The organism is Vibrio sp. 1069, from assembly GCF_033340555.1.
Window position 1 is genome coordinate 305,277 of the sequence record NZ_JAWOWP010000003.1, and the last position, 19,074, is coordinate 324,350.

General features: G+C 44.9%; 15 protein-coding genes and 1 pseudogene. 8 read left to right on the forward strand and 8 right to left on the reverse strand.

Features of this window, described 5'->3' with window-relative positions; all coding sequences use genetic code 11:
- Positions 1 to 118: 118 nt before the first annotated feature.
- Positions 119 to 1,969 carry an ABC transporter ATP-binding protein gene (locus tag R7040_RS07400; RefSeq protein ID WP_005392176.1) on the forward strand — a complete coding sequence of 617 codons (1,851 nt, stop codon included), beginning with the start codon at positions 119 to 121 and terminating at the stop codon, positions 1,967 to 1,969.
- 591 nt (positions 1,970 to 2,560) lie between these two features.
- The gene (locus R7040_RS07405; protein WP_005392172.1) at positions 2,561 to 3,268 is read left to right on the forward strand and encodes a DUF445 domain-containing protein; all 708 of its coding nucleotides are present in this window, start codon (positions 2,561 to 2,563) and stop codon (positions 3,266 to 3,268) included.
- 102 nt (positions 3,269 to 3,370) lie between these two features.
- Here the strand turns inward: R7040_RS07405 and R7040_RS07410 are convergent, their stop codons facing one another.
- Entirely contained in the window at positions 3,371 to 3,847 is a 477-nt protein-coding gene (locus tag R7040_RS07410; protein ID WP_005374595.1) for an Lrp/AsnC family transcriptional regulator, read from the reverse strand.
- A 292-nt stretch (positions 3,848 to 4,139) separates the two neighbouring features.
- Positions 4,140 to 4,388 carry a hypothetical protein gene (locus tag R7040_RS07415; protein ID WP_005374593.1) on the reverse strand — a complete coding sequence of 83 codons (249 nt, stop codon included), beginning with the start codon at positions 4,386 to 4,388 and terminating at the stop codon, positions 4,140 to 4,142.
- Positions 4,389 to 4,746: 358 nt separating this feature from the next.
- Between R7040_RS07415 and R7040_RS07420 the strand changes: the two are divergent.
- Both R7040_RS07420 and R7040_RS07425 read left to right on the forward strand, forming a co-directional pair.
- A pseudogene (locus tag R7040_RS07420) lies at positions 4,747 to 5,022 on the forward strand (GNAT family N-acetyltransferase); the annotation flags it as partial.
- A 5-nt stretch (positions 5,023 to 5,027) separates the two neighbouring features.
- Positions 5,028 to 5,462, forward strand: coding sequence for a hypothetical protein (locus R7040_RS07425; protein ID WP_017820067.1), 435 nt, complete (start codon positions 5,028 to 5,030; stop codon positions 5,460 to 5,462).
- A gap of 91 nt (positions 5,463 to 5,553) precedes the next feature.
- Here the strand turns inward: R7040_RS07425 and R7040_RS07430 are convergent, their stop codons facing one another.
- Positions 5,554 to 5,793 (reverse strand): RNA recognition motif domain-containing protein, encoded by a 240-nt coding sequence (locus R7040_RS07430; protein ID WP_005374587.1) that lies wholly within the window; start codon positions 5,791 to 5,793, stop codon positions 5,554 to 5,556.
- 148 nt (positions 5,794 to 5,941) lie between these two features.
- On the opposite strand from R7040_RS07430, the gene R7040_RS07435 reads away from it, so the two are divergent.
- The gene (locus R7040_RS07435) at positions 5,942 to 6,475 is read left to right on the forward strand and encodes a GNAT family N-acetyltransferase (RefSeq protein ID WP_213866655.1); all 534 of its coding nucleotides are present in this window, start codon (positions 5,942 to 5,944) and stop codon (positions 6,473 to 6,475) included.
- 124 nt (positions 6,476 to 6,599) lie between these two features.
- Here the strand turns inward: R7040_RS07435 and putP are convergent, their stop codons facing one another.
- The 4 genes from putP to R7040_RS07455 all read right to left on the reverse strand — a co-directional run bounded on the left by putP (position 6,600) and on the right by R7040_RS07455 (position 13,298).
- Positions 6,600 to 8,093 carry a sodium/proline symporter PutP gene (gene putP, locus R7040_RS07440; RefSeq protein ID WP_005374582.1) on the reverse strand — a complete coding sequence of 498 codons (1,494 nt, stop codon included), beginning with the start codon at positions 8,091 to 8,093 and terminating at the stop codon, positions 6,600 to 6,602.
- A gap of 136 nt (positions 8,094 to 8,229) precedes the next feature.
- A complete protein-coding gene (locus tag R7040_RS07445; RefSeq protein WP_005383557.1) occupies positions 8,230 to 8,937 on the reverse strand; it encodes a 1-pyrroline-5-carboxylate dehydrogenase in 708 nt (235 codons plus the stop codon).
- Positions 8,938 to 8,948: 11 nt separating this feature from the next.
- The gene (gene putA / locus R7040_RS07450; RefSeq protein WP_318081163.1) at positions 8,949 to 12,080 is read right to left on the reverse strand and encodes a bifunctional proline dehydrogenase/L-glutamate gamma-semialdehyde dehydrogenase PutA; all 3,132 of its coding nucleotides are present in this window, start codon (positions 12,078 to 12,080) and stop codon (positions 8,949 to 8,951) included.
- A 405-nt stretch (positions 12,081 to 12,485) separates the two neighbouring features.
- On the reverse strand, positions 12,486 to 13,298 hold the full coding sequence (locus tag R7040_RS07455) for an AraC family transcriptional regulator (RefSeq protein ID WP_046875650.1): 813 nt from the start codon (positions 13,296 to 13,298) through the stop codon (positions 12,486 to 12,488).
- 972 nt (positions 13,299 to 14,270) lie between these two features.
- Here R7040_RS07455 and R7040_RS07460 point away from each other — a divergent pair.
- Positions 14,271 to 14,990, forward strand: coding sequence for a PAS domain-containing protein (locus tag R7040_RS07460; protein ID WP_017820063.1), 720 nt, complete (start codon positions 14,271 to 14,273; stop codon positions 14,988 to 14,990).
- A gap of 73 nt (positions 14,991 to 15,063) precedes the next feature.
- Here the strand turns inward: R7040_RS07460 and pdxH are convergent, their stop codons facing one another.
- Positions 15,064 to 15,699: a pyridoxamine 5'-phosphate oxidase gene (gene pdxH / locus R7040_RS07465; RefSeq protein ID WP_064355022.1), complete on the reverse strand. Its 636-nt coding sequence runs from the start codon at positions 15,697 to 15,699 to the stop codon at positions 15,064 to 15,066.
- Between the two features lie 115 nt (positions 15,700 to 15,814).
- On the opposite strand from pdxH, the gene R7040_RS07470 reads away from it, so the two are divergent.
- Together R7040_RS07470 and R7040_RS07475 are read left to right on the forward strand one after the other, a co-directional pair.
- Positions 15,815 to 17,689, forward strand: coding sequence for a sensor histidine kinase (locus tag R7040_RS07470; protein WP_017634535.1), 1,875 nt, complete (start codon positions 15,815 to 15,817; stop codon positions 17,687 to 17,689).
- A complete protein-coding gene (locus R7040_RS07475; protein WP_005383565.1) occupies positions 17,682 to 18,905 on the forward strand; it encodes a sigma-54-dependent transcriptional regulator in 1,224 nt (407 codons plus the stop codon). The genes R7040_RS07470 and R7040_RS07475 overlap by 8 nt, the downstream gene beginning before the upstream one ends.
- Positions 18,906 to 19,074: the final 169 nt, after the last annotated feature.

Sequence of the window (19,074 nt, forward strand, 5' to 3'; positions counted from 1 at the left end):
ATCCGTCTGCTTTCTCGAGAGCAGCCAAAAACTCTTATACACGCGGCTTCGTCCAAAGCTGCGTGAATCGATGGATTTAGCCACCCCAAATGGCACTGTTTTAACTTTAGGATGAGTTATGTTTAAACGATTTGAAGGCTTTACAGAGCCGTTCCCCAAATCCACACCAGATCAGCCTCCTTCAGGGATGCTCGCTTTTTTACGTTATTACACCCGCGGCTACGAAAAGCCTTTGATCATCATGTCTTTGATGGCCACGATTGTTGCTGTCGTTGAAGTTATGTTGTTTGGCGCGATGGGACAATTGGTTGATTGGTTGTCCACCAGCAATCCAGAAACGTTCTTACAAGACAATAAAGCAGATTTAATTTTCTACGGAACCTTATTGTTGGTTGTCATGCCCATTTTGGTGATCGTGTATTCGTTGCTCGTTCACCAAACATTATTGGGCAACTATCCAATGTCTATCCGCTGGCTTGCACACCGGTATTTGCTCAATCAAAGCTTAAACTTCTATCAAGATGATTTTGCAGGCCGAGTTGCAACTAAAGTCATGCAAACGTCACTAGCTGTGCGCGAAACCGTCATGAAAGCTATGGATGTGTTTGTTTATGTTACGGTTTACTTCACCAGTATGATCATCATGTTAGCGACAGCAGACTGGCGTTTGATGATCCCAATGATCGTCTGGCTGCTCGCTTACATCGCTATCCAAATCTATTTCGTTCCTAAGCTCAAAGATGTCGCTTCAGCGCAAGCCGATGCACGTTCGACAATGACAGGACGCATCGTCGACAGCTATACCAATATTCAAACCGTCAAACTGTTTTCTCATAGCCAGCGCGAAACCCAATATGCCGAGCAAGGCATGAAGGGATTTTTGAATACGGTCTATCGTCAAATGCGCCTAGTGACCGGCTTTGACGTTGCTGTAGAGATCTCAAACTATATTTTAGTCTTTTCCGTTGCTGCTTTATCGATTTACCTGTGGTTGGATAGTGCCATCAGCGTTGGCGCGATTGCGATTGCTGTTAGCCTTGCATTACGCGTAAATGGTATGTCGATGTGGATCATGTGGGAAGTTGGCGCCCTCTTTGAAAATATGGGAACCGTAGTCGATGGAATGAAAACGCTCTCTAAGCCAATTGATATTAAAGATAAACCAGGCGCAAAAGACTTAGTTGTCACTGAAGGTGGCATTCACTTTGATAACGTCAGCTTCCATTACGGTGAGAACAAAGGCGTGATTAGCCACCTCGATCTCAACATCAAACCAGGAGAGAAAGTAGGCTTGGTTGGGCGCTCCGGCGCCGGAAAATCGACTTTGGTGAACTTGTTACTTCGTTTCCACGATGTCGAAGACGGCAGCATTAAGATCGATGGACAGAACATCTCAGAAGTCACACAAGACTCTTTGCGTTCAAAGATCGGTATGGTGACCCAAGATACTTCTCTGCTACACCGCTCGATTCGAGACAATATTTTGTATGGCAACCCAGATGCGACAGAAGAAGATTTGCTGAAAGCCACTAAGCAAGCGCATGCCCATGAGTTTATTGAAACTCTGACCGACCCATTTGGTAATGTCGGATACGATGCGCAAGTTGGTGAACGTGGTGTGAAACTGTCTGGCGGCCAGCGTCAGCGTATCGCGATTTCTCGTGTGCTACTCAAAGATGCACCATTGCTGGTACTGGATGAAGCGACATCGGCTCTGGATTCAGAAGTCGAAGCAGCCATTCAGGAAAGCTTGAATGAGTTAATGCAAGGAAAAACCGTTATTGCGATTGCGCACCGATTGTCGACCATCGCACAAATGGATCGCCTCATCGTGCTAGATAAAGGCAGTATTGTTGAACAAGGTTCTCACCAAGAGCTCATCGCGAACAACGGTATTTATGCCCAGCTTTGGGCCCATCAAACTGGCGGATTTATCGCTGAAGAGTTAGAAAATCAACACGTTTCTTAATTAGCGAGAAACCCAATAAAAACGGCGCATGAAGCGCCGTTTTTCATTTTTATTGATAACCCTATACTCATATAGCCATTATAGTTTCTCATATATGAAACATTCTCCATGATAAAGCTCACATTTTTTCTGCTAATATACCGCCTCGTTGCGTATCCATTGCAATGAACACAATACAGAGTTTTGAGCTGTCTTCATTTGTCATTTCACTTTTTGAGAAGCAGCTATACTCAATAGGTGGCTTAGTTATTAGATTAACAATAAGGTAATTAGCTTATGTGTAAATGTGGTTCAATGCAGATCGTACAACTCAAACCAAGTTGGGCTGACAAGCTATTCGGCTACTCAGAAAGATGGAAATGCCAACTTTGTTGTAAGATCTACCGCATCTAAAATTAAAAATAGAATCTTAGTTTTTCTAAGAAAAAGCAGTGGCCCGACAGTAATTGTCGGGTTTTGTTTTTCTGTACATCCATTTTTATCCCTTCGCAACACGGTCACTCATCACGGCAAAACCTAGCATCTCAATGTGACTTAGGTATAGAATCAGGCCCACTTATTTATTCCGATATTCACATATAACTGGTCACTATGAACAAAAGTTTGCTAACGAATGTCCTCGCTATCGCTTTGATGGCTGGAGGTCATCAATTACAAAACGACTACCTTTGGTATGCGGGGCTGTTTGCGTTCTCAGGCGCCATCACTAACTGGCTTGCCATCCACATGCTGTTTGAAAAAGTGCCTGGATTATACGGTTCTGGCGTGATCCCCGCGCGATTTGAAGAGTTTAAACTGGCTATCAAAAACTTGATGATGGAGCAGTTCTTTACCGAAGCGAACATCGATCGATTCTTGAACAAAGAAATGGCGGGCGGTGTAAACATCGATCTTCAACCTGTGATTGAGAAAGTGGATTTAAACCCAGCGTTTGACTCTTTGGTAGAAGTGATCGAAGGCTCTCAATTTGGCGGCATGCTAGCGATGTTTGGCGGCGCGGAGGCATTACAACCTATGCGGCAGCCTTTCGTCGAAAAGATGCAAGAATCCATTATTGAGTTGAGCAAGAGCGATAACATCAAAGAAGCACTGAAAGAGCAGTTCGAATCTCCTGCTATGATGGATGAGATAAAGCAGAACATTGAAGGCATCATTGATCAGCGCTTGAGCGAATTAACACCCGCACTGGTCAAAGAAATGGTGCAAAAAATGATTAAAGAACACCTTGGCTGGCTAGTCGTTTGGGGCGGTGTTTTTGGTGGTTTAATTGGCGTTATCAGCACCTTTATCGGGGCATAATCGCTCACCGATTTATTAAAAAGGAGCTTCGGCTCCTTTTTTTATCTTGAAAAAATAATACGCCAAGTCACGCTCAATAAGGAGGCTCAACACATGCCTCGCCTAACCAAGGAGCTCGGGATTAACACCAAATCCCGTTTTATGTTCTTCTATGACCACTTCACTACGAGTTTGAATCACGCCCGGAAGCGTGCCTAACTTGCTCGACATAAACTCCTGATACGCTTTCATGCTCTTAACACGAACTTTTATCATGGTATCGAAATCTCCAGAGAGCGAGTAGCACTCTTCAATTTCAGGCATCAATTCCACCGCTTTCGCAAACTTTTCAAAAATAGAAAAACTGGTTTGGTCTAAACGAATATGGATGAATACTTGCACATCCAGCCCCAACTTTTCCGCATTCAACTCCGCATGATAACCATTGATATACCCTTCTTTTTCTAGCCGCTTTACACGATCAGAACATGGAGAAGTCGTTAAGTTAATCAGCTTTGCTAGTTCTACAACTGGAATTCTGCCTCTCGAATGAAGCACTCTCAAAATATGTAAATCAATCCGGTCCAATTGATAACTCATTAACCCACTTCCTTGTAACCACTTAGAAAGCATCACATTAATCGTTGCTCAAACAATTGCAAACCATCAAATGTACAGCATGTGAAATTCAGCAGAGAATAACCAGAAAACAACGAAGGAGGGAAAGAGCTATGATTATTGCCGCTCACTTAGTAACCGTGATATGAAGAGAAAAAGCAACCTAGCGGCTCCCGTGGAGTCGCAAATTTGAAAGCGCATGACACGCCTGTATAGATATGTCGTTCGGGCAACGCCGCCCTATTTAGCCATTAATCATGGCTATCACTCAGAGTTAGAGTGCGGCCGATGTATGCCGTGTAGGATGTGGAACAACCTCTCCAATTGCACGATGATTACAACAACGGCAGTAGTATTGAGGCTCCATCTCGTAATAATGTTCACCTGATACAAATTTCGCCATCAGCTGTGTAAAACTCACCATTTTGCCTGTTAACGAGTCAACAGACTGAGGCTCGCAACGCTTCATAATCACTTTATGTTGCGTTGATTTTCTACAAGCTGCGCAATATATATCCGGCATTTCTCTTCTCCCTACTTTTTCGTCCTACTGACAATTGACATATTTTGTTCAAAATAATTCCACAATTAAAAAGCTCCTTTAATTTTTTGTGCCCTATCTTCAAAAAATTGAACGAAAGTATCAAAAAACTGAGACATTGGTCAGACCTCAACTTTTGTACCATCAATATGAGCAAACGTGCTTATGTGTGTAATAATACGACACATTACACATAAGCAATTGTTCGGGCTTATTATTTAGTAAGGCGCATGACAACTTTACAGCTGGCTAGATCAAGCTTTCGAGACGCCTTGTTATCTTGATTTACCCCGCAAACCAGTTGCTAGCAGCTATAGCCGTCTCATCAAGGAAGAAATGCATGACGATACAACCGATTCTCACTACCGAAAGACTCGTCCTCCGGCCATTCAATATCGATGACTGCCAACAAGTGGCTTTACTCGCTGGAGATAAGCGAATTGCTGACATGACAGCAAACATCCCTCATCCTTATGAGCGACCGATGGCGCAAGCATGGATAGATAGGCACGATCCGATGTATCAGCAGCATCAAGGCGTGGCGTACGCTATTACCTTGCGAAACACTGAGGAGTTACTTGGTGCGGTGAGTTTACCGCGTATAGAAGAGGGATATGTCGGATGATCATCCATGAAACTTCACAAAATCTGCCCAAGAACAACCCTTTCTTGCTAGGAACTGTATTGTTGTCGCTGTTCTATTTTTCCTACCTAGCAGACAAGATCGTCGAGTTTGGACTCGTAGCACTCACAATAATAGGATTGAAACTGCTCTCAACGTACTTCACGCGCCGCGCGTTCAATCCTAAAACGCTAGATATCGATGCAAGCACCAACACCTTGAAGTACCGCCAGGGCTCAACGGTTTACTTCCGTCTACCTCTTGATGACATTGTCAAAGTCCAAATACAGAAAGAGTTCTTCTCTAGCAAAAGTTTGATGCTCTACACAGTCAACGACGCTTACCAAGTGCCGAATTCAGACAATTTCGATTCTCTACAGTTAAAGGATTTAATGAAACAACTTGAAGAGAGAATTGATGATCAATCTCGCTAAAACGAAAAGAGAAGACATTCTAGAATGTTGCCAATTTGGTCTCTAAATAGAAAGACAAAAAAGCCAGCAATAACGCTGGCTTTTCTCTGTATTAGTCTTGTGCGACTTTCACGCGAATTTTGCTTTTTTCTACGTTCGTCAAATTCAGTGCTTCAAGAGCAGAAATGGCTTCTGCTTCGTCCGGCATGATGACAAAACCGAAGCCTTTCGACAAACCCGTGTCTTGATCAAGCACTAGCGAACACAGTTCTACTTTGCCGTACGCTGAGAATAATTTGCGGATATCTTGCTCGGTCATGTGACGAGCCAAGTTTCTTACTAAAAGTTTCATAATGAACCTAGTTGGTTTGATAACGGTTCGATTCTCTCAGTTTCTCTCTGGCAAACCAAGTGAATAATATGACGGCGTTGACTAGATCATTCTAAGTACATCTGTTTAAATGATTTTCCGTTCATTTTTCACCCATAGGAGAGTCGGCATGGAAACGAAACGTCTCAAACTCATCCCTGCTTGTTTAGAACGAGCCGAAGAGGCGCATCAAGCTGTCGTTCGTAGCCAAAAAACTCTCGAAGTCTATCTGCCGTGGGTGCCTCATGTGCTGACATTAGAAGCGATGATAGAAGGGACAGAGAAAGCCATCGCAAACTTTGAAAACTTCGAAGAAGAGCTGCGTTACTACATGATTGAAAAGGAAAGCGATCGCTTACTGGGTGCGGTCGGCCTGATGATTCGAGATCCCGACGTACCATCCTTTGAGATAGGTTATTGGTTAGATAATGCTGCCGTTGGCAATGGTTATGTTGCCGAGGCTGTGCTCGAAGTTGAGCGCTATGCGTTTGATGACTTGGGCGCCAAGAGAGTCGCAATTCATGCTGATAGCACCAACCAAAAGAGCCGGGCTGTAGCCGAGCGCTGTGGTTATGAGTTCGAAGGAGAGCTCAGAAACGAACGTCTGACTACATCGGGAGAGTTGAGTAACACCGTTATTTACTCCAAAATTCGTCGCGACTAACACTCCAATCTAACCGAGCAATGCTAAGCTCTGATCTCAAGCTACCACCATTAACGTTAATTAAGTTTCAGATAAAACAAAGCCCGCTAAAATAGCGGGCTTTGTGTTCATATACGGGAAGTTACTAGTCTAGTTCAACCAGTTTTTTCTCGAACGACTGGTGTTGGTCTAACACGTCTTGCGCAGCACCACCCGTTGCTTTACTTACCACAATGATGGCAAGCGTAGAGAAGATGATGCCCGGTACGATTTCGTACACATCAAACCAACCGCCAGTTAGCTGCTTCCAAACTACGATAGTGATACCACCAACAAGAATACCTGCTAACGCGCCGTTACGGTTCATACCGCTCCAGTAAAGGCTAAGTACAACCGCAGGACCAAATGCCGCACCAAAACCAGCCCAAGCGTAAGATACAAGACCGAGTACTGAGCTATCAGGCGTCATCGCTAGGAATAGCGCAACAAGCGAAATAACGATAACACCGATACGACCAATCATTACGATTTCTTCAGAAGATGCTTCTGGCTTGAATACTTGCTTGTAGAAATCTTCTGCAAGCGCTGAAGATGAAACAAGGAGCTGTGAGTCAGCGGTACTCATTACCGCCGCTAGGATTGCTGCTAACAACATACCCGCAACGACAGGGTGGAATACTGCGTTAACCAATAGCATGAAGATCTTCTCACCGTCCTCTAGTTGAGTACCCGGATGACCCGTAACCCAAACCAGACCAACAAGACCAACAAGCATTGCACCAACCATAGATAGTGCCGTCCAAATCACTGCGATACGACGTGCAGTCGTTAGATCTTTGTTTGAACGAGACGCTTTAAAACGCGCTAGGATGTGTGGCTGACCAAAGTAACCAAGGCCCCACGCCGCTAGAGAGATAATGGCAATCGCAGATAATGGTTCGCCTTTCGCGTCATTCCATAGCGTTGCAAGTTCTGGGTTGATGTCATGTAGATCAGAACTTAGCTGACCTAAACCACCGTCCATTACCGCTATAGGAACAATCATTAGCGCAGCCGCCATTAGAAGACCTTGCACTAAGTCAGTCCAAGATACCGCTAGGAAACCACCGAATAGTGTGTAAGAAACGACACACACCGTACCGATGATAACAGCGTAGGTATAATCTAGACCGAATACCGTCTCAAACAGTTTGCCCCCTGCGACCAAACCTGAGCTGGTGTAGAAAAGGAAAAATAGAAGAATGAAAAACGCAGAGATTGTCTGAATCAGTTTCGACTTATCGTTGAAGCGACGTGACAGGAACTCTGGCAACGTTAGCGCGTCAGTTTGGATACTGTAGGTACGGAGGCGTTTTGCACTGATGAGCCAGTTTGCCCATGTACCAAGAAGTAGACCGCCGGCTAACCAGAAGGCCTCGATACCCGCAGCGTACGCATAGCCAGGCAAGCCTAGCAGCAACCAACCACTCATGTCTGAAGCACCTGCAGATAATGCAGCAGGCCACGGACCTAGGCTACGGCCACCTAGGAAGTAGTCAGATGAATTGGAAGTCCTCTTATACGCGTAAACGCCAATAGCAACCATAATCAGTAAATACGCCACAAAAGTGGACGTGATAGCAAAGCTATTTTCTATCATTAGATAGTCCTCGTTATAATTATTTCCTTCCTTGCCTGCCCTGATATTTTACCGTCTCAGCAATACATCAGAGTATAAAAAACCAATCTGGACCGGCTCTCAGTCCAGTTACTCCAGATTGGCATTACAAGTCAGGTTAGTGAGTTTCGTTCCCCAACTCGAGTAGAGTTGCGTTACCACCCACCGCGGTAATATTTATCGTTCGAGTGCGCTCAGTAATGAAGCGCAACGAGAGATGAGGATCATGAGCCAATTTCGGTGACTCTAAATCCGTTTCAGAAACTAAGCCGACGATTGCACCGTCACGCTTAGCTAGTTGAAGATTGAGCGCATGCTCAACCTGTGAACGCCCAACATAACCCACACTACGTACATCGCTCTCAAGCAACGGGGCAGACGCATCGTACGCAACAACCTGGACTAAGTTAGATGGGAAGTTTGCCAACGCTACAGCTTGCTTAACCAATTGGTTTAGCTCTGCATTGTCACTGCAAACGACCACACTGTTGCCTGCAATTAAGGCACAGGTGATCATCGCAAAAGCACTGTATAACGCATTATCAGCAGGCTCGATGTTGTTTTCACAAATCACCAAAGCCACACCGCGTCCTGCGGCATACAGTTCGTTAGTTTCCCCTGTAGGGCCAACTAACTGGTGAGTTTCTGCAAGAAGAGCTGATGCTTGTTGCAAGTGGTAAGAAACCACTTTGGCAACGGTAGACTGCTGCCCTTCTAGTGCAGATTTAAATGCCAGAACATGCTCGCATTTGTAATCAAAATCAGTCAGATTCCACTGCTCCCACGCAGAGAATGCATCTTTAAAATAGGTGATCTGATGAACCATAATGCGACTCCTTATGCGTTTTCTGCTTGAGCAAGAAGATGTTGAGTAAAGCGGAATAGGTAGTGTGGACCACCAGCTTTCGGGCCAGTACCCGACAAGCCTTGACCACCAAACGGCTGTACACCAACCACAGCGCCAACTTGGTCTCGGTTGATGTAGCAGTTACCTACTCGTGCATGTTTCTCAATCCAACGGTACGTGGTTTCGTTACGGCTATGGATACCCATCGTCAAGCCAAAACCCGTTCTGTTGATCTGCGCAACCACGTTCGGTAATTCAGACGCTTTAAAGCGAACAATGTGCAAGATTGGACCAAATTGTTCTTCTTTCAGCACATCGATGCCCGAGATTTCAAACGCACTTGGTGAGACAAAGTCACCATGCTGGCACGATTCATCCAGCTGTAGCTGAGCGACTTTAGTCTGTGTTTTGCTCATTTGCTCAAGGTGAGCAAGGAGTTTTTGTTTTGCATTGCTGTCGATAACCGGACCAACATCCGTTTTGTGTAGGTAAGGTAAACCAACATACAGCTCATTCATCGCACCTTGAATCAGGTTGATCATACGGTCTGCTACATCTTCTTGTACAAATAGAACACGAAGGGCAGAACAACGCTGACCAGCAGATGCAAACGCCGAACGAATCACATCACGCACCACCTGCTCTGGCAATGCAGTACTGTCCACGATCATTGCGTTTTGACCACCTGTTTCCGCAATAAACGGAACCGGTTTCGCGCTGCGCTCCGCGAGCGTGACGTTAATGCGTTGCGCCGTTGCCGTTGAGCCAGTGAATGCCACACCAGCAATAGCATCATGAGAAGTCAGTGCATGACCGATCTCAGCGCCGCGACCAGTAAGTAACTGAATCACACCAGCAGGGAAACCCGCATCAAGCATTAATTCAATAGCGCGAGCGGCAATTAAGCTTGTTTGCTCAGCAGGTTTTGCAACCACAGTGTTACCTGCAATCAGTGCTGCCGTTACCTGACCAAGGAAGATAGCCAACGGGAAGTTCCAAGGGCTGATACACACAAACACACCAAGACCTTCACGGCTAGAAATGCGTTTCACACCGTCAAAGCCTTCTAGCTCAAATGGCTGTAGGTTTTGCGCTTGTTTCGCGTAATAACGACAGAAATCCACTGCTTCACGAACTTCATCAATACTATCGTGAATCGTCTTGCCCGCTTCTTTGTGACAAATCGCCACCAGCTCAGCCAGATTTTCTTCCATTAAGTCAGCAAGCTTTTCTAAACAAGCCGCTTTTTGCTCAACAGGAACACCTTTCCAATCAGAGAAAGCAGTTTGCGCCGCATCAATTGCAGAGGAAACATGATCAAGTGTTGCAAATGCCACTTTGCCGACTTCAATTCGGCGATCGTACGGTGCGGTGATGATCTCAGCCGCATTTTCCTTGATCATGCTTTCGGCAAAGCGTTCACCATTGATCATCGGGCCTGCAACCCACTGGTTGTCCATGAAGCTTTCGACCTGCGCTTCAAATGGCTTCGCCTCACTGTCGATATCAATGTTGACGCCATATGAGTTCTTACGCTCAGGGAAAATATCGGCAGGCAATGGAATTTTGTCGTTGTGTAGCGTGTCAAAACCCGTCAACACATCCACAGGGTGATGGGTCAACTCATAAATCGGACAACGCGCATCAACTAGACGGTGTACAAACGAGCTGTTCGCACCATTTTCAAGCAGACGACGAACCAAGTACGGAAGAAGATCAGCATGGCTACCGACAGGAGCATAAATACGTACTGGCTGACCGTACATTTTCATAACATGGTTATACAGTGAATCACCCATACCATGTAGGCGCTGGAACTCGTATTCTTTGTGCTCCGCCATGACAGCAATTGCCGTAACTGTGTGAGCATTGTGGCTTGCAAATTGTGGGTAGATATTACCGCGAACACCTTCGCTAAGTAGGAAACGAGCACAAGCTAGGTATGCAACGTCCGTCGCTTCTTTGCGAGTGTATACTGGGTAATTTGCATAACCCGCTTGTTGAGACCACTTGATTTCGCTGTCCCAGTACGCGCCTTTAACCAAACGCAGAGGAATAACGTCACCTTGCTCTTTTGCGAGTGCATTTAGCCACACCAAGACTGGTAGCGCACGTTTTGAGTAGGCTTGAATAACCAAACCAAACTTGCCCCAACCTTTCACAAGATCGCTACGGTACACTTTCTCAAATAGCTTCAGAGAGAGCTCAAGGCGATCCGCCTCTTCTGCATCGATTGTGATTGCAACGTCGACTTCAATAGCACGTTTTAGTAGTTGCATTAGTGAGTCATACAACTCTGTCATTACACGTTCTTCATTTGCGACTTCGTAGCGCGGGTGTAATGCAGAAAGCTTGATGGAAATCGAAGGCGCAGGGCTGGTGTCATTGCCGTAAGTTTCTCGACCTACCGCTTCGATCGCCATTAGGTAATCTTTGAAGTACTTGTTCGCGTCCGCTGTAGTTAACGCCGCCTCACCTAACATATCAAATGAGTAGGTGAAACCTTTGTCGCGCATTGGACGACCGTTCTTCTGCGCTTCTTCGATCGTACGACCACGAACAAACTGGTGACCCATGATCTTCATTGCCTGATACATGGCTTTACGAATCACAGGCTCAGAGAATTTATTTACCAGACGGTTTACAGCCTGACCTGGGCTCTGGGTGCCTTGCTCACCAAGACCAACCACTTTACCTGTTAGCATGAGGCCCCATGTTGATGCGTTAACAAACACAGAGTCAGAGTTCTTCAGGTGAGATTTCCAGTCTGCGACACTCAACTTATCTTTAATCAAAGAATCTGCTGTCGCGGCATCTGGGATGCGCATTAATGCTTCTGCAAGACACATCAGAAAGATACCTTCTTGAGTATCTAAGCTGTATTCCAGCAATAAAGCATCAATCATCTGGATTGACTTCTTATCGGCACGAATGGCTTCGATAAGGTGGGTCGTTTGGGTAGTGATCGCCGATTTTTCATCCTCTGTCGGCGTCGCTAGTGGCAATAGTTGCTCTAGCCATTGAGACTCGTCCACCATATATAATGGCGAGATCAGTGACCACAACTTATCAAGCGGCTGCCCGATAAATTCCGGTGTCAACACGTTCGTAGCTGTAAACATGTGTGTTCCTCAATCTCACTCCTCGAAAACCGCTTCGAGGATTATCAATGGCTGGCAGTGTATTTTGAGGCCGATAAGAATACTTGTCAAAAACTACGACATTTTTGCCAAAAACTCGCTTTTATAACAAAACATCCACATAGTCACATTCAAATAGGTAATATTTTGTGTTGTAAATTTTAATTTTTTCATTGCATTCACAACAAAATATCAAGAATATCAATAAGATTTTTGTGAAGAGCTCGTTCTAAGAGAAAATGTAGGATCAAGTGGCATATCAGCTACTGTAAAGAACAGAGAATTTAAAAAAACGAGAGATAGATCACGTGAATAAAACATAAAAAACCATGCATAGTGCATGGCTTTATTCTAATTTGATGATTATTTGACCTAAAAAACGCGTTGTTATCCAACTTGTTTTTTATAACGGGAAGGTGATATTCCCTGTAAGCGAGTAAAAGTATGAGTAAAAGTACTCTGGCTTGAGAAGCCAGTAAACTCGGCAATTTGCCCTAAAGAAAGGTGACCTTGCTCGATTAATTCACGAGCCATGTCGATTCGCTTTCCGAGAACATATTGATGAGGTGTAATCCCCATCTGCTCTTTAAACAAGCAATGGAACTGACTTTCCCCAAGAAACACTCGCCCGGCCAATTGAGCCACACTAATCTTATGATTCAGGTGCTGCTCAATGTAACGATCAATCGCCTCCAAATCAAAGCGCGACTCTTTTCGACTGGTCTCAAATGCCGAGATATGGCGCTGCATTAACGCAATCACAGTGTCGTTACACGCACGACTTAACAGCAGGTCATCCGGATGGTTTCGCATTTCCTGAACCAACATCTGTATCAGCTTCTGAATTTGACTATCTAACTGGAAGTAGACATGGTCTCTCTCCAGGTTATTGATTTTTTGAAGCATTTCAGGATCATCATTTGTCGGTTTGGGCATATTCAGCACCAAAATATCCGATTGATTGATGACGCCACCGAAAGCATGATCAGAGCATGCGGTGACCACACAACCTTGACCAGGGCCGACAAGATTACCTCGCCCGCGCACTTCAAATTCGGCTTGCCCTTTTAAACCAATCACGATCTGCGTATAAGAATGATCGTGGCAATCCATATAAGACGGAAGTGTGATCAGCTCCGCCGGCTTTGGTAGCATAATCTCTTGATATGAAAGGATTTTTTGGTTATCGGAGTCACTCATTTTAAACAGTCGTCTTTACACCGTCAGCTTACGTCTTCGCATCATATACCTTCTTTGTTGGGTTGCAACTTTTACCCAACTCAATCGACAAGATCAAATCAGCATGATCAAGTTCATTTACATGATCATAGTTCCGGAACGATGATCATGCGAGGTTAATTTACGGTCAGTGAGCAACCAATTTTATTAACAAAAACGGATAGATAGGCAACACCTTACGTATGCATAATCAATCAATGTAAAGATCCTTATTACCGAACAATCCGTTATTTTGTAAAACATCGTGCTCCATATTAGATAGGTCGTCCCTGAAACGGATCGAAACCCACGCTTAAACTCAACATAGAGGGATTTCCCCCCTTACTAATATGCTTCTGATTCAATACATTAGTTATCGAGCTTTAAGATGCATACGATCTAAAGCTCTCGGTATCTCATTGATACCTCTAACTTACTTAGCAGACCCTCGCTAGGTAATTTAGAACCTCTTCTACACGTCGACAAGATTATATCTTGTGTTGCCAGCCCGTCTTCAGGCTGGCTTTTTTTTCGCTTCTCAACAATGAAAACAATGGCATAAGCTGATATCATAGCTTTTGTCTCACTGTCCCTCTCATATGCTTAGGTGCTGCTCTTTCACTCACAAGTGATATGAACGTCAACCACATTACAACTGAGTTGTAGGAAGCATGATCAAGGACGATACGAGTTGTAAGCCGAACATTAGGCGGACATCCGTGAGCGCACATATCTGTAATGAAACAGACCATTTTCCCAATTAAACTCTTCGTTCCATTCCGTCGTTGTCTATGACTACCTGACGAAAACATCGAACACCATGAATTTAATTGGATTGAGCGCCAATCAACGAACGTGTTCTAGCAACGTAACTGCCTACTTGGCAACATCAATACGAGCCATATAACACGGACGTCTCTGTATTGGTATAAGCAGTATGTAGTGAGTCCTTTTGTGAATATTTCAGTCGATACCATAGAACAATCCCTCCTTAAACAGCTACCAGGTTGTTGGGGATGCAAAGATAAAGATTCGGTATTCCTATACGTAAACCAGGAATACGCAGAACTGTTAGGGCACACATCGCCCGAGGAGTGCTTGGGTAAAACTGATTTTGATATGGCCAGCCCAACCACTGAATGCGCGCAAGAATTTCAACGCCAAGATAAACACGTTCTCGAAACTGGCGAGTCACTCAAAATTCTGGATATCCACCCTTATCCAGATGGCCGCTGGCGAGCACATATATTTACTAAAACACCGTGGCGAGATGACAAAGGCGACATCGTAGGCACCATTTTCTACGGAAGGGAACTCACCGACACCGCCGTGATTGAAGTCGGGTATTGGGTTTGTCGTGCAATCAGTACCAACCCAAATCAACAATCCATCTTTCGTTTTTCTGACTTACAACCAAAACCAGAGAAGCTCACATGCCGCGAGCAAGAAACGCTTTTCCTCTTGCTCTATGGCAAAAAGCCTCAATTTATCTCTCAGGTCATGGGCATATCAACAAAAACCGTTGAAGGTCACGTCGCACGCTTACGTAATAAGTTTGCAGCGAACAGCAAGAACGAGCTAATAGATAAAGCAATGGAAGCAGGCTACGGCTCTGTTGTACCCAAAACGCTGCTTAAGCATCAATTATCGGTTGTGTTGAATGGAGAGCGATAATTCGCATCGCTTCTACCTACAAAAACACCGCCCCAATTCGGCGGTGTTTGTTTATTCATGAGGGACCATAAGCCTATGGCGCTAGACGATCAATGTCCCAACTTCCATCATGCTGGGAGAAAAGAAAACGATCGTGAAGGCGATGTTCGCCACCTTGCCAAAATTCGATGCTCTTTGGTTTTACGCGAAAGCCACCCCAAAAGGTTGGTACTGGTATTTCACCCTTAGCAAACTTCTGTTTTAGCTCTAAAAACTTACCTTCCAACACACCTCTGGCAGAAATACGGCTACTTTGTTTGCTCGCGATTGCGGCCAACTGGCTCTCTTTAGGACGAGAAGTAAAGTATTTCATATTCTCTACGGCGGTAAGCTTTTCAGCCACACCAGTAATATGAACTTGGCGCTCTAACGGATGCCAAGGGAAGTGCAAACTAATATTGCTGTTATGCTCTAGCTGCTGGGCCTTGCGACTGCCTAGGTTGGTGTAAAACACAAAACCACCTTTGTCGACGTTTTTCAATAGAACAATGCGTTGAAACGGCATGCCATTTTCATCAACCGTTGCAACTGTCATCGCAGTCGGGTCCGTTAAACCCGCTTCAACTGCTTGCTCTAGCCACAGATTAAATTGATCAATAGGATCAGCTTTCAAATCTTTACGACGCAGCCCACCTTTGGTGTACTCACGACGAATATCAGCAAGTTCCATCTTTACTCCTTCACTCGTTTTTGTCGATTGTGCTCCCGATACTGAGGAAATACAAGGACATCATTGTGCTTGTTATCGTTGCCGCTCACAGCATCACAGTGCGTCATTTGATACCATGACACAAAAAACCAGTGAGCCGATCGTGAACTTACTCAACCCCAAAGCCCTACGTCATTTTTTACTGCTACTGTGTGCCGTTGGCATTTCAGGGCTTGCGCTTACTCATCATTACGCAACTCAATACCAACATGATCAATGGCAACAAAAGCTAGAGAGACAAGCCGCGCAAGTATCACAAGAAGTGGACTACGAACTGGCAAAGTTTGAACAGATACCAAACCTATTAAGTCACGACCCAAGACTACTCAAAGCAGTCGAGCGCGGAACGCCCTCTCAAGAGCTCAACCTACTGTTATCAGATTGGTTGAAGCAAAGTTTGGCCGATACGATTTACGTTCATGACCGTACCGGGTTAGTCATAGCCTCAAGTAACTTTCAGCAAGAAGATACGTTTGTTGGCTCTAGCTTTAGCTATCGCCCCTATTTTAAAAATGCGCGACGCGGTGAGCCCGCTCAATATGTTGGATTAGGCGTGCGCTCGAATAAACGTGGGTACTTCTTCTCATCTCCGCTGTGGGTAAATGAGGAAGTCGTTGGCGTGATAACAGTAAAAGTGAATTTGGAGCAATTAGAACAGCGCCTTTCGCAAACCACGACTGACGTACTCATTACAGATAAACACAATGTCGTGTTTATGAGCAATTTACCAGACTGGCGCTATCGTGCACTTTTCCCACTGTCATCGAGCGCAATAAATGAACTTACTGAAACGCGTCAATATGGCGATACCTTACCCGAATATTTTGGTGAGTTAACGGCACACAGTGGTGTCACGGAGTTTGATGACAATCAATTGCTTCTATCACCGAATTACCTCGCATACGCAACACATTTATTGGATAAAGGGTTTCGCGTCGTTGCCTTAATTAACCACAACAGCGTTCTTGCCGCCGTTTTACAGGCCGATATCGTCTTCCTGATCTTATATGCGCTCATTGCTCTAATTGCGTTAGCGTGGTTCCAAACCCTAGTTAACAAAGCACGCCTTGCCCATCTCAATGTGAGCCTAGAAGAAAAAGTAGTGCAACGGACACTAGTTCTGAGTGAAGCCAACCAAAAACTACAACAGACCATCCGCCAATATGAGCAAAGCCAACAAGAGCTTAAACAAACACAACAAGAACTGACGCAAGCCGCGAAATTGGCACTGTTGGGCGAGCTATCAGCCAGTATTAATCATGAGATAAATCAGCCACTCTCCGCACTAAGAACCTATACCGAAAACTCGCAGCGTTTGTTGGCAATGGAAAAATACCCAATGGTCGCTGACAATTTGGGCAAAATGCTGACACTCAATGACACCATTTCGGAAGTCATTGCCCGCTTAAAAGTCTTTACTCGGAAAGCCACGCACGATTCACACAATGAAATCTCAGTACTGCACGACGCGGTACATACTGCCACCAGCATTTTGAGCAACAAGCTTATTAAGCAAGGAGTAACACTAAAAGTTCCGGCCATCGACTATGATGTGAAGCTGGCCATTCACAGCGTTGAATTAGAACAAGTGCTGATCAATCTCTTCCACAACGCGGCACAAGCGATGGAAAACCACTGTATCGATCCGCAAATATCCATTGCTGTTCAGTGTCATGATGACAGTTGCGACATTCTTGTTTCCGATAACGGGCCAGGGATGTCAGACGAAGCCCTAGCAAAAGTGTTCGACCCATTTTTTACGACTAAGCCGGAGGGTCTTGGATTAGGTTTAACAATCTCCAAGCGGATTATAGAGAGCTATCACGGCTCCCTCTGTGCCTATAAACATCAGAACACAGAACAACAAGCAGGAGGGATGACCTTTATCGTGACGCTACCAATAGTCAATCAGAATAAACGTACCCCAGAAGTGGAAAACGACCATGAATAACCCAGTTTTCTTTGTTGATGACGAACCACACATTCGTGATGCCGTGTCTCAAGCCCTGCTGATTGAAGGGATAGACGTCACCTGCTTACCAAACGCAGTAGAAGCCTTACGCGTAATCGACTCAAATACACCTGCGATTATCATTACCGATATCCATATGCCCGTGATGGATGGCTTGGAGTTTATGCGAACTTTGCGAAGCAAAAACGATCACTTTCAATTCATCGTACTTACTGGACATGGAGATGTGAAAACCGCGGTAGATGCGATGAAAAGCGGCGCGTACGACTTTCTAGAAAAACCGTTTTCAACGGAACAGCTCATGAAATCGCTCAACAATGCCAGCGATAAACTGAACTTGTTGCAAGAAAACATCTGGCTTAAGAAAGAGCTCGACATGCAAACTCATGTTGGTCCGAAAATGATTGGTCACAGTAAGGCCATGGTGAGCATTCGTCGCGCCTTGATCAGTGCGCCTACAAGCCAGCCGCTCATTTTTGTAGGTCAAGATGGTACGGGTCGGCGACTCGCTGCACAATTTGCCCACGACATACATGCAACACCAGATAGTGAGCTAATCGCCGCTTCTGGTGAAGACCTCTATGAGCTTTCATTAGAAGCGCTCGACAAAGCCATACACCGCTTAAGTGAAGGAAAACGCCACTGCAGTTTGTACTTACATAGCGCAGAGCATGTATCATTTGAGCAATGGGAATACTTGTTCAAGCACCCAAAACTTGAACGTGTTTTTGGCGCGACCACCCAAGCCGAGCCACCTCTAAAATCCCTGGCGACTCTAATTCACTTACCGACGCTCGATGAAAGAAAGGAAGATATAGGGCCTTTATACAAGCATTTTGTGCGCCACACAGCGAGTCGATATCAGTTACAGCCGCCACATATCAGCCTAGAAGAGGTCAAACACCTCACCAGTCTCGAATGGCCAGAAAACGTTAAGCAGCTACGCCAATTTGCTGAACTTCGTGCCCTCAAGCCAGATACTTTTAGAATGGAAGATTGGAACAGTGAGAAAAGTCTTGAAATTCAGAGTATGACTCAGCGCACAGAATACTTTGAATATTGCTTGTTATTCGATGCATTGCAAAGACATCGCGGCAGACTCAAAGAGGTTCAACTAGAATTACAGGTATCACGCAAAACCTTGTACGACAAACTAAAAAAACATCAGTTGGATAAAGCCAAGTTCAAGGCGTAATAGCTATACTCCGGCGCTAATTATGCTTTTGTTTGATTTAGAAAGTGTAAGAAAGCTCATTTGAAGAGAGAATAACCCTCTTCTCATATTTTATTAGCCGAGCATGCTGACATGATCGGTTAATAATAATAAGATCAAAAAGATAATCCGTAATTATATAAGCAGGGAC

Bases quoted from the DNA above. Each gene is read 5' to 3' on its own strand.
- R7040_RS07400 (WP_005392176.1), top strand. From the start codon at position 119: ATGTTTAAACGATTTGAAGGCTTTACAGAGCCGTTCCCCAAATCCACA.
- R7040_RS07405 (WP_005392172.1), top strand. From the start codon at position 2,561: ATGAACAAAAGTTTGCTAACGAATGTCCTCGCTATCGCTTTGATGGCT.
- R7040_RS07410 (WP_005374595.1), bottom strand. From the start codon at position 3,847: ATGAGTTATCAATTGGACCGGATTGATTTACATATTTTGAGAGTGCTT.
- R7040_RS07415 (WP_005374593.1), bottom strand. From the start codon at position 4,388: ATGCCGGATATATATTGCGCAGCTTGTAGAAAATCAACGCAACATAAA.
- R7040_RS07425 (WP_017820067.1), top strand. From the start codon at position 5,028: ATGATCATCCATGAAACTTCACAAAATCTGCCCAAGAACAACCCTTTC.
- R7040_RS07430 (WP_005374587.1), bottom strand. From the start codon at position 5,793: ATGAAACTTTTAGTAAGAAACTTGGCTCGTCACATGACCGAGCAAGAT.
- R7040_RS07435 (WP_213866655.1), top strand. From the start codon at position 5,942: ATGGAAACGAAACGTCTCAAACTCATCCCTGCTTGTTTAGAACGAGCC.
- putP (WP_005374582.1), bottom strand. From the start codon at position 8,093: ATGATAGAAAATAGCTTTGCTATCACGTCCACTTTTGTGGCGTATTTA.
- R7040_RS07445 (WP_005383557.1), bottom strand. From the start codon at position 8,937: ATGGTTCATCAGATCACCTATTTTAAAGATGCATTCTCTGCGTGGGAG.
- putA (WP_318081163.1), bottom strand. From the start codon at position 12,080: ATGTTTACAGCTACGAACGTGTTGACACCGGAATTTATCGGGCAGCCG.
- R7040_RS07455 (WP_046875650.1), bottom strand. From the start codon at position 13,298: ATGAGTGACTCCGATAACCAAAAAATCCTTTCATATCAAGAGATTATG.
- pdxH (WP_064355022.1), bottom strand. From the start codon at position 15,699: ATGGAACTTGCTGATATTCGTCGTGAGTACACCAAAGGTGGGCTGCGT.
- R7040_RS07470 (WP_017634535.1), top strand. From the start codon at position 15,815: ATGACACAAAAAACCAGTGAGCCGATCGTGAACTTACTCAACCCCAAA.
- R7040_RS07475 (WP_005383565.1), top strand. From the start codon at position 17,682: ATGAATAACCCAGTTTTCTTTGTTGATGACGAACCACACATTCGTGAT.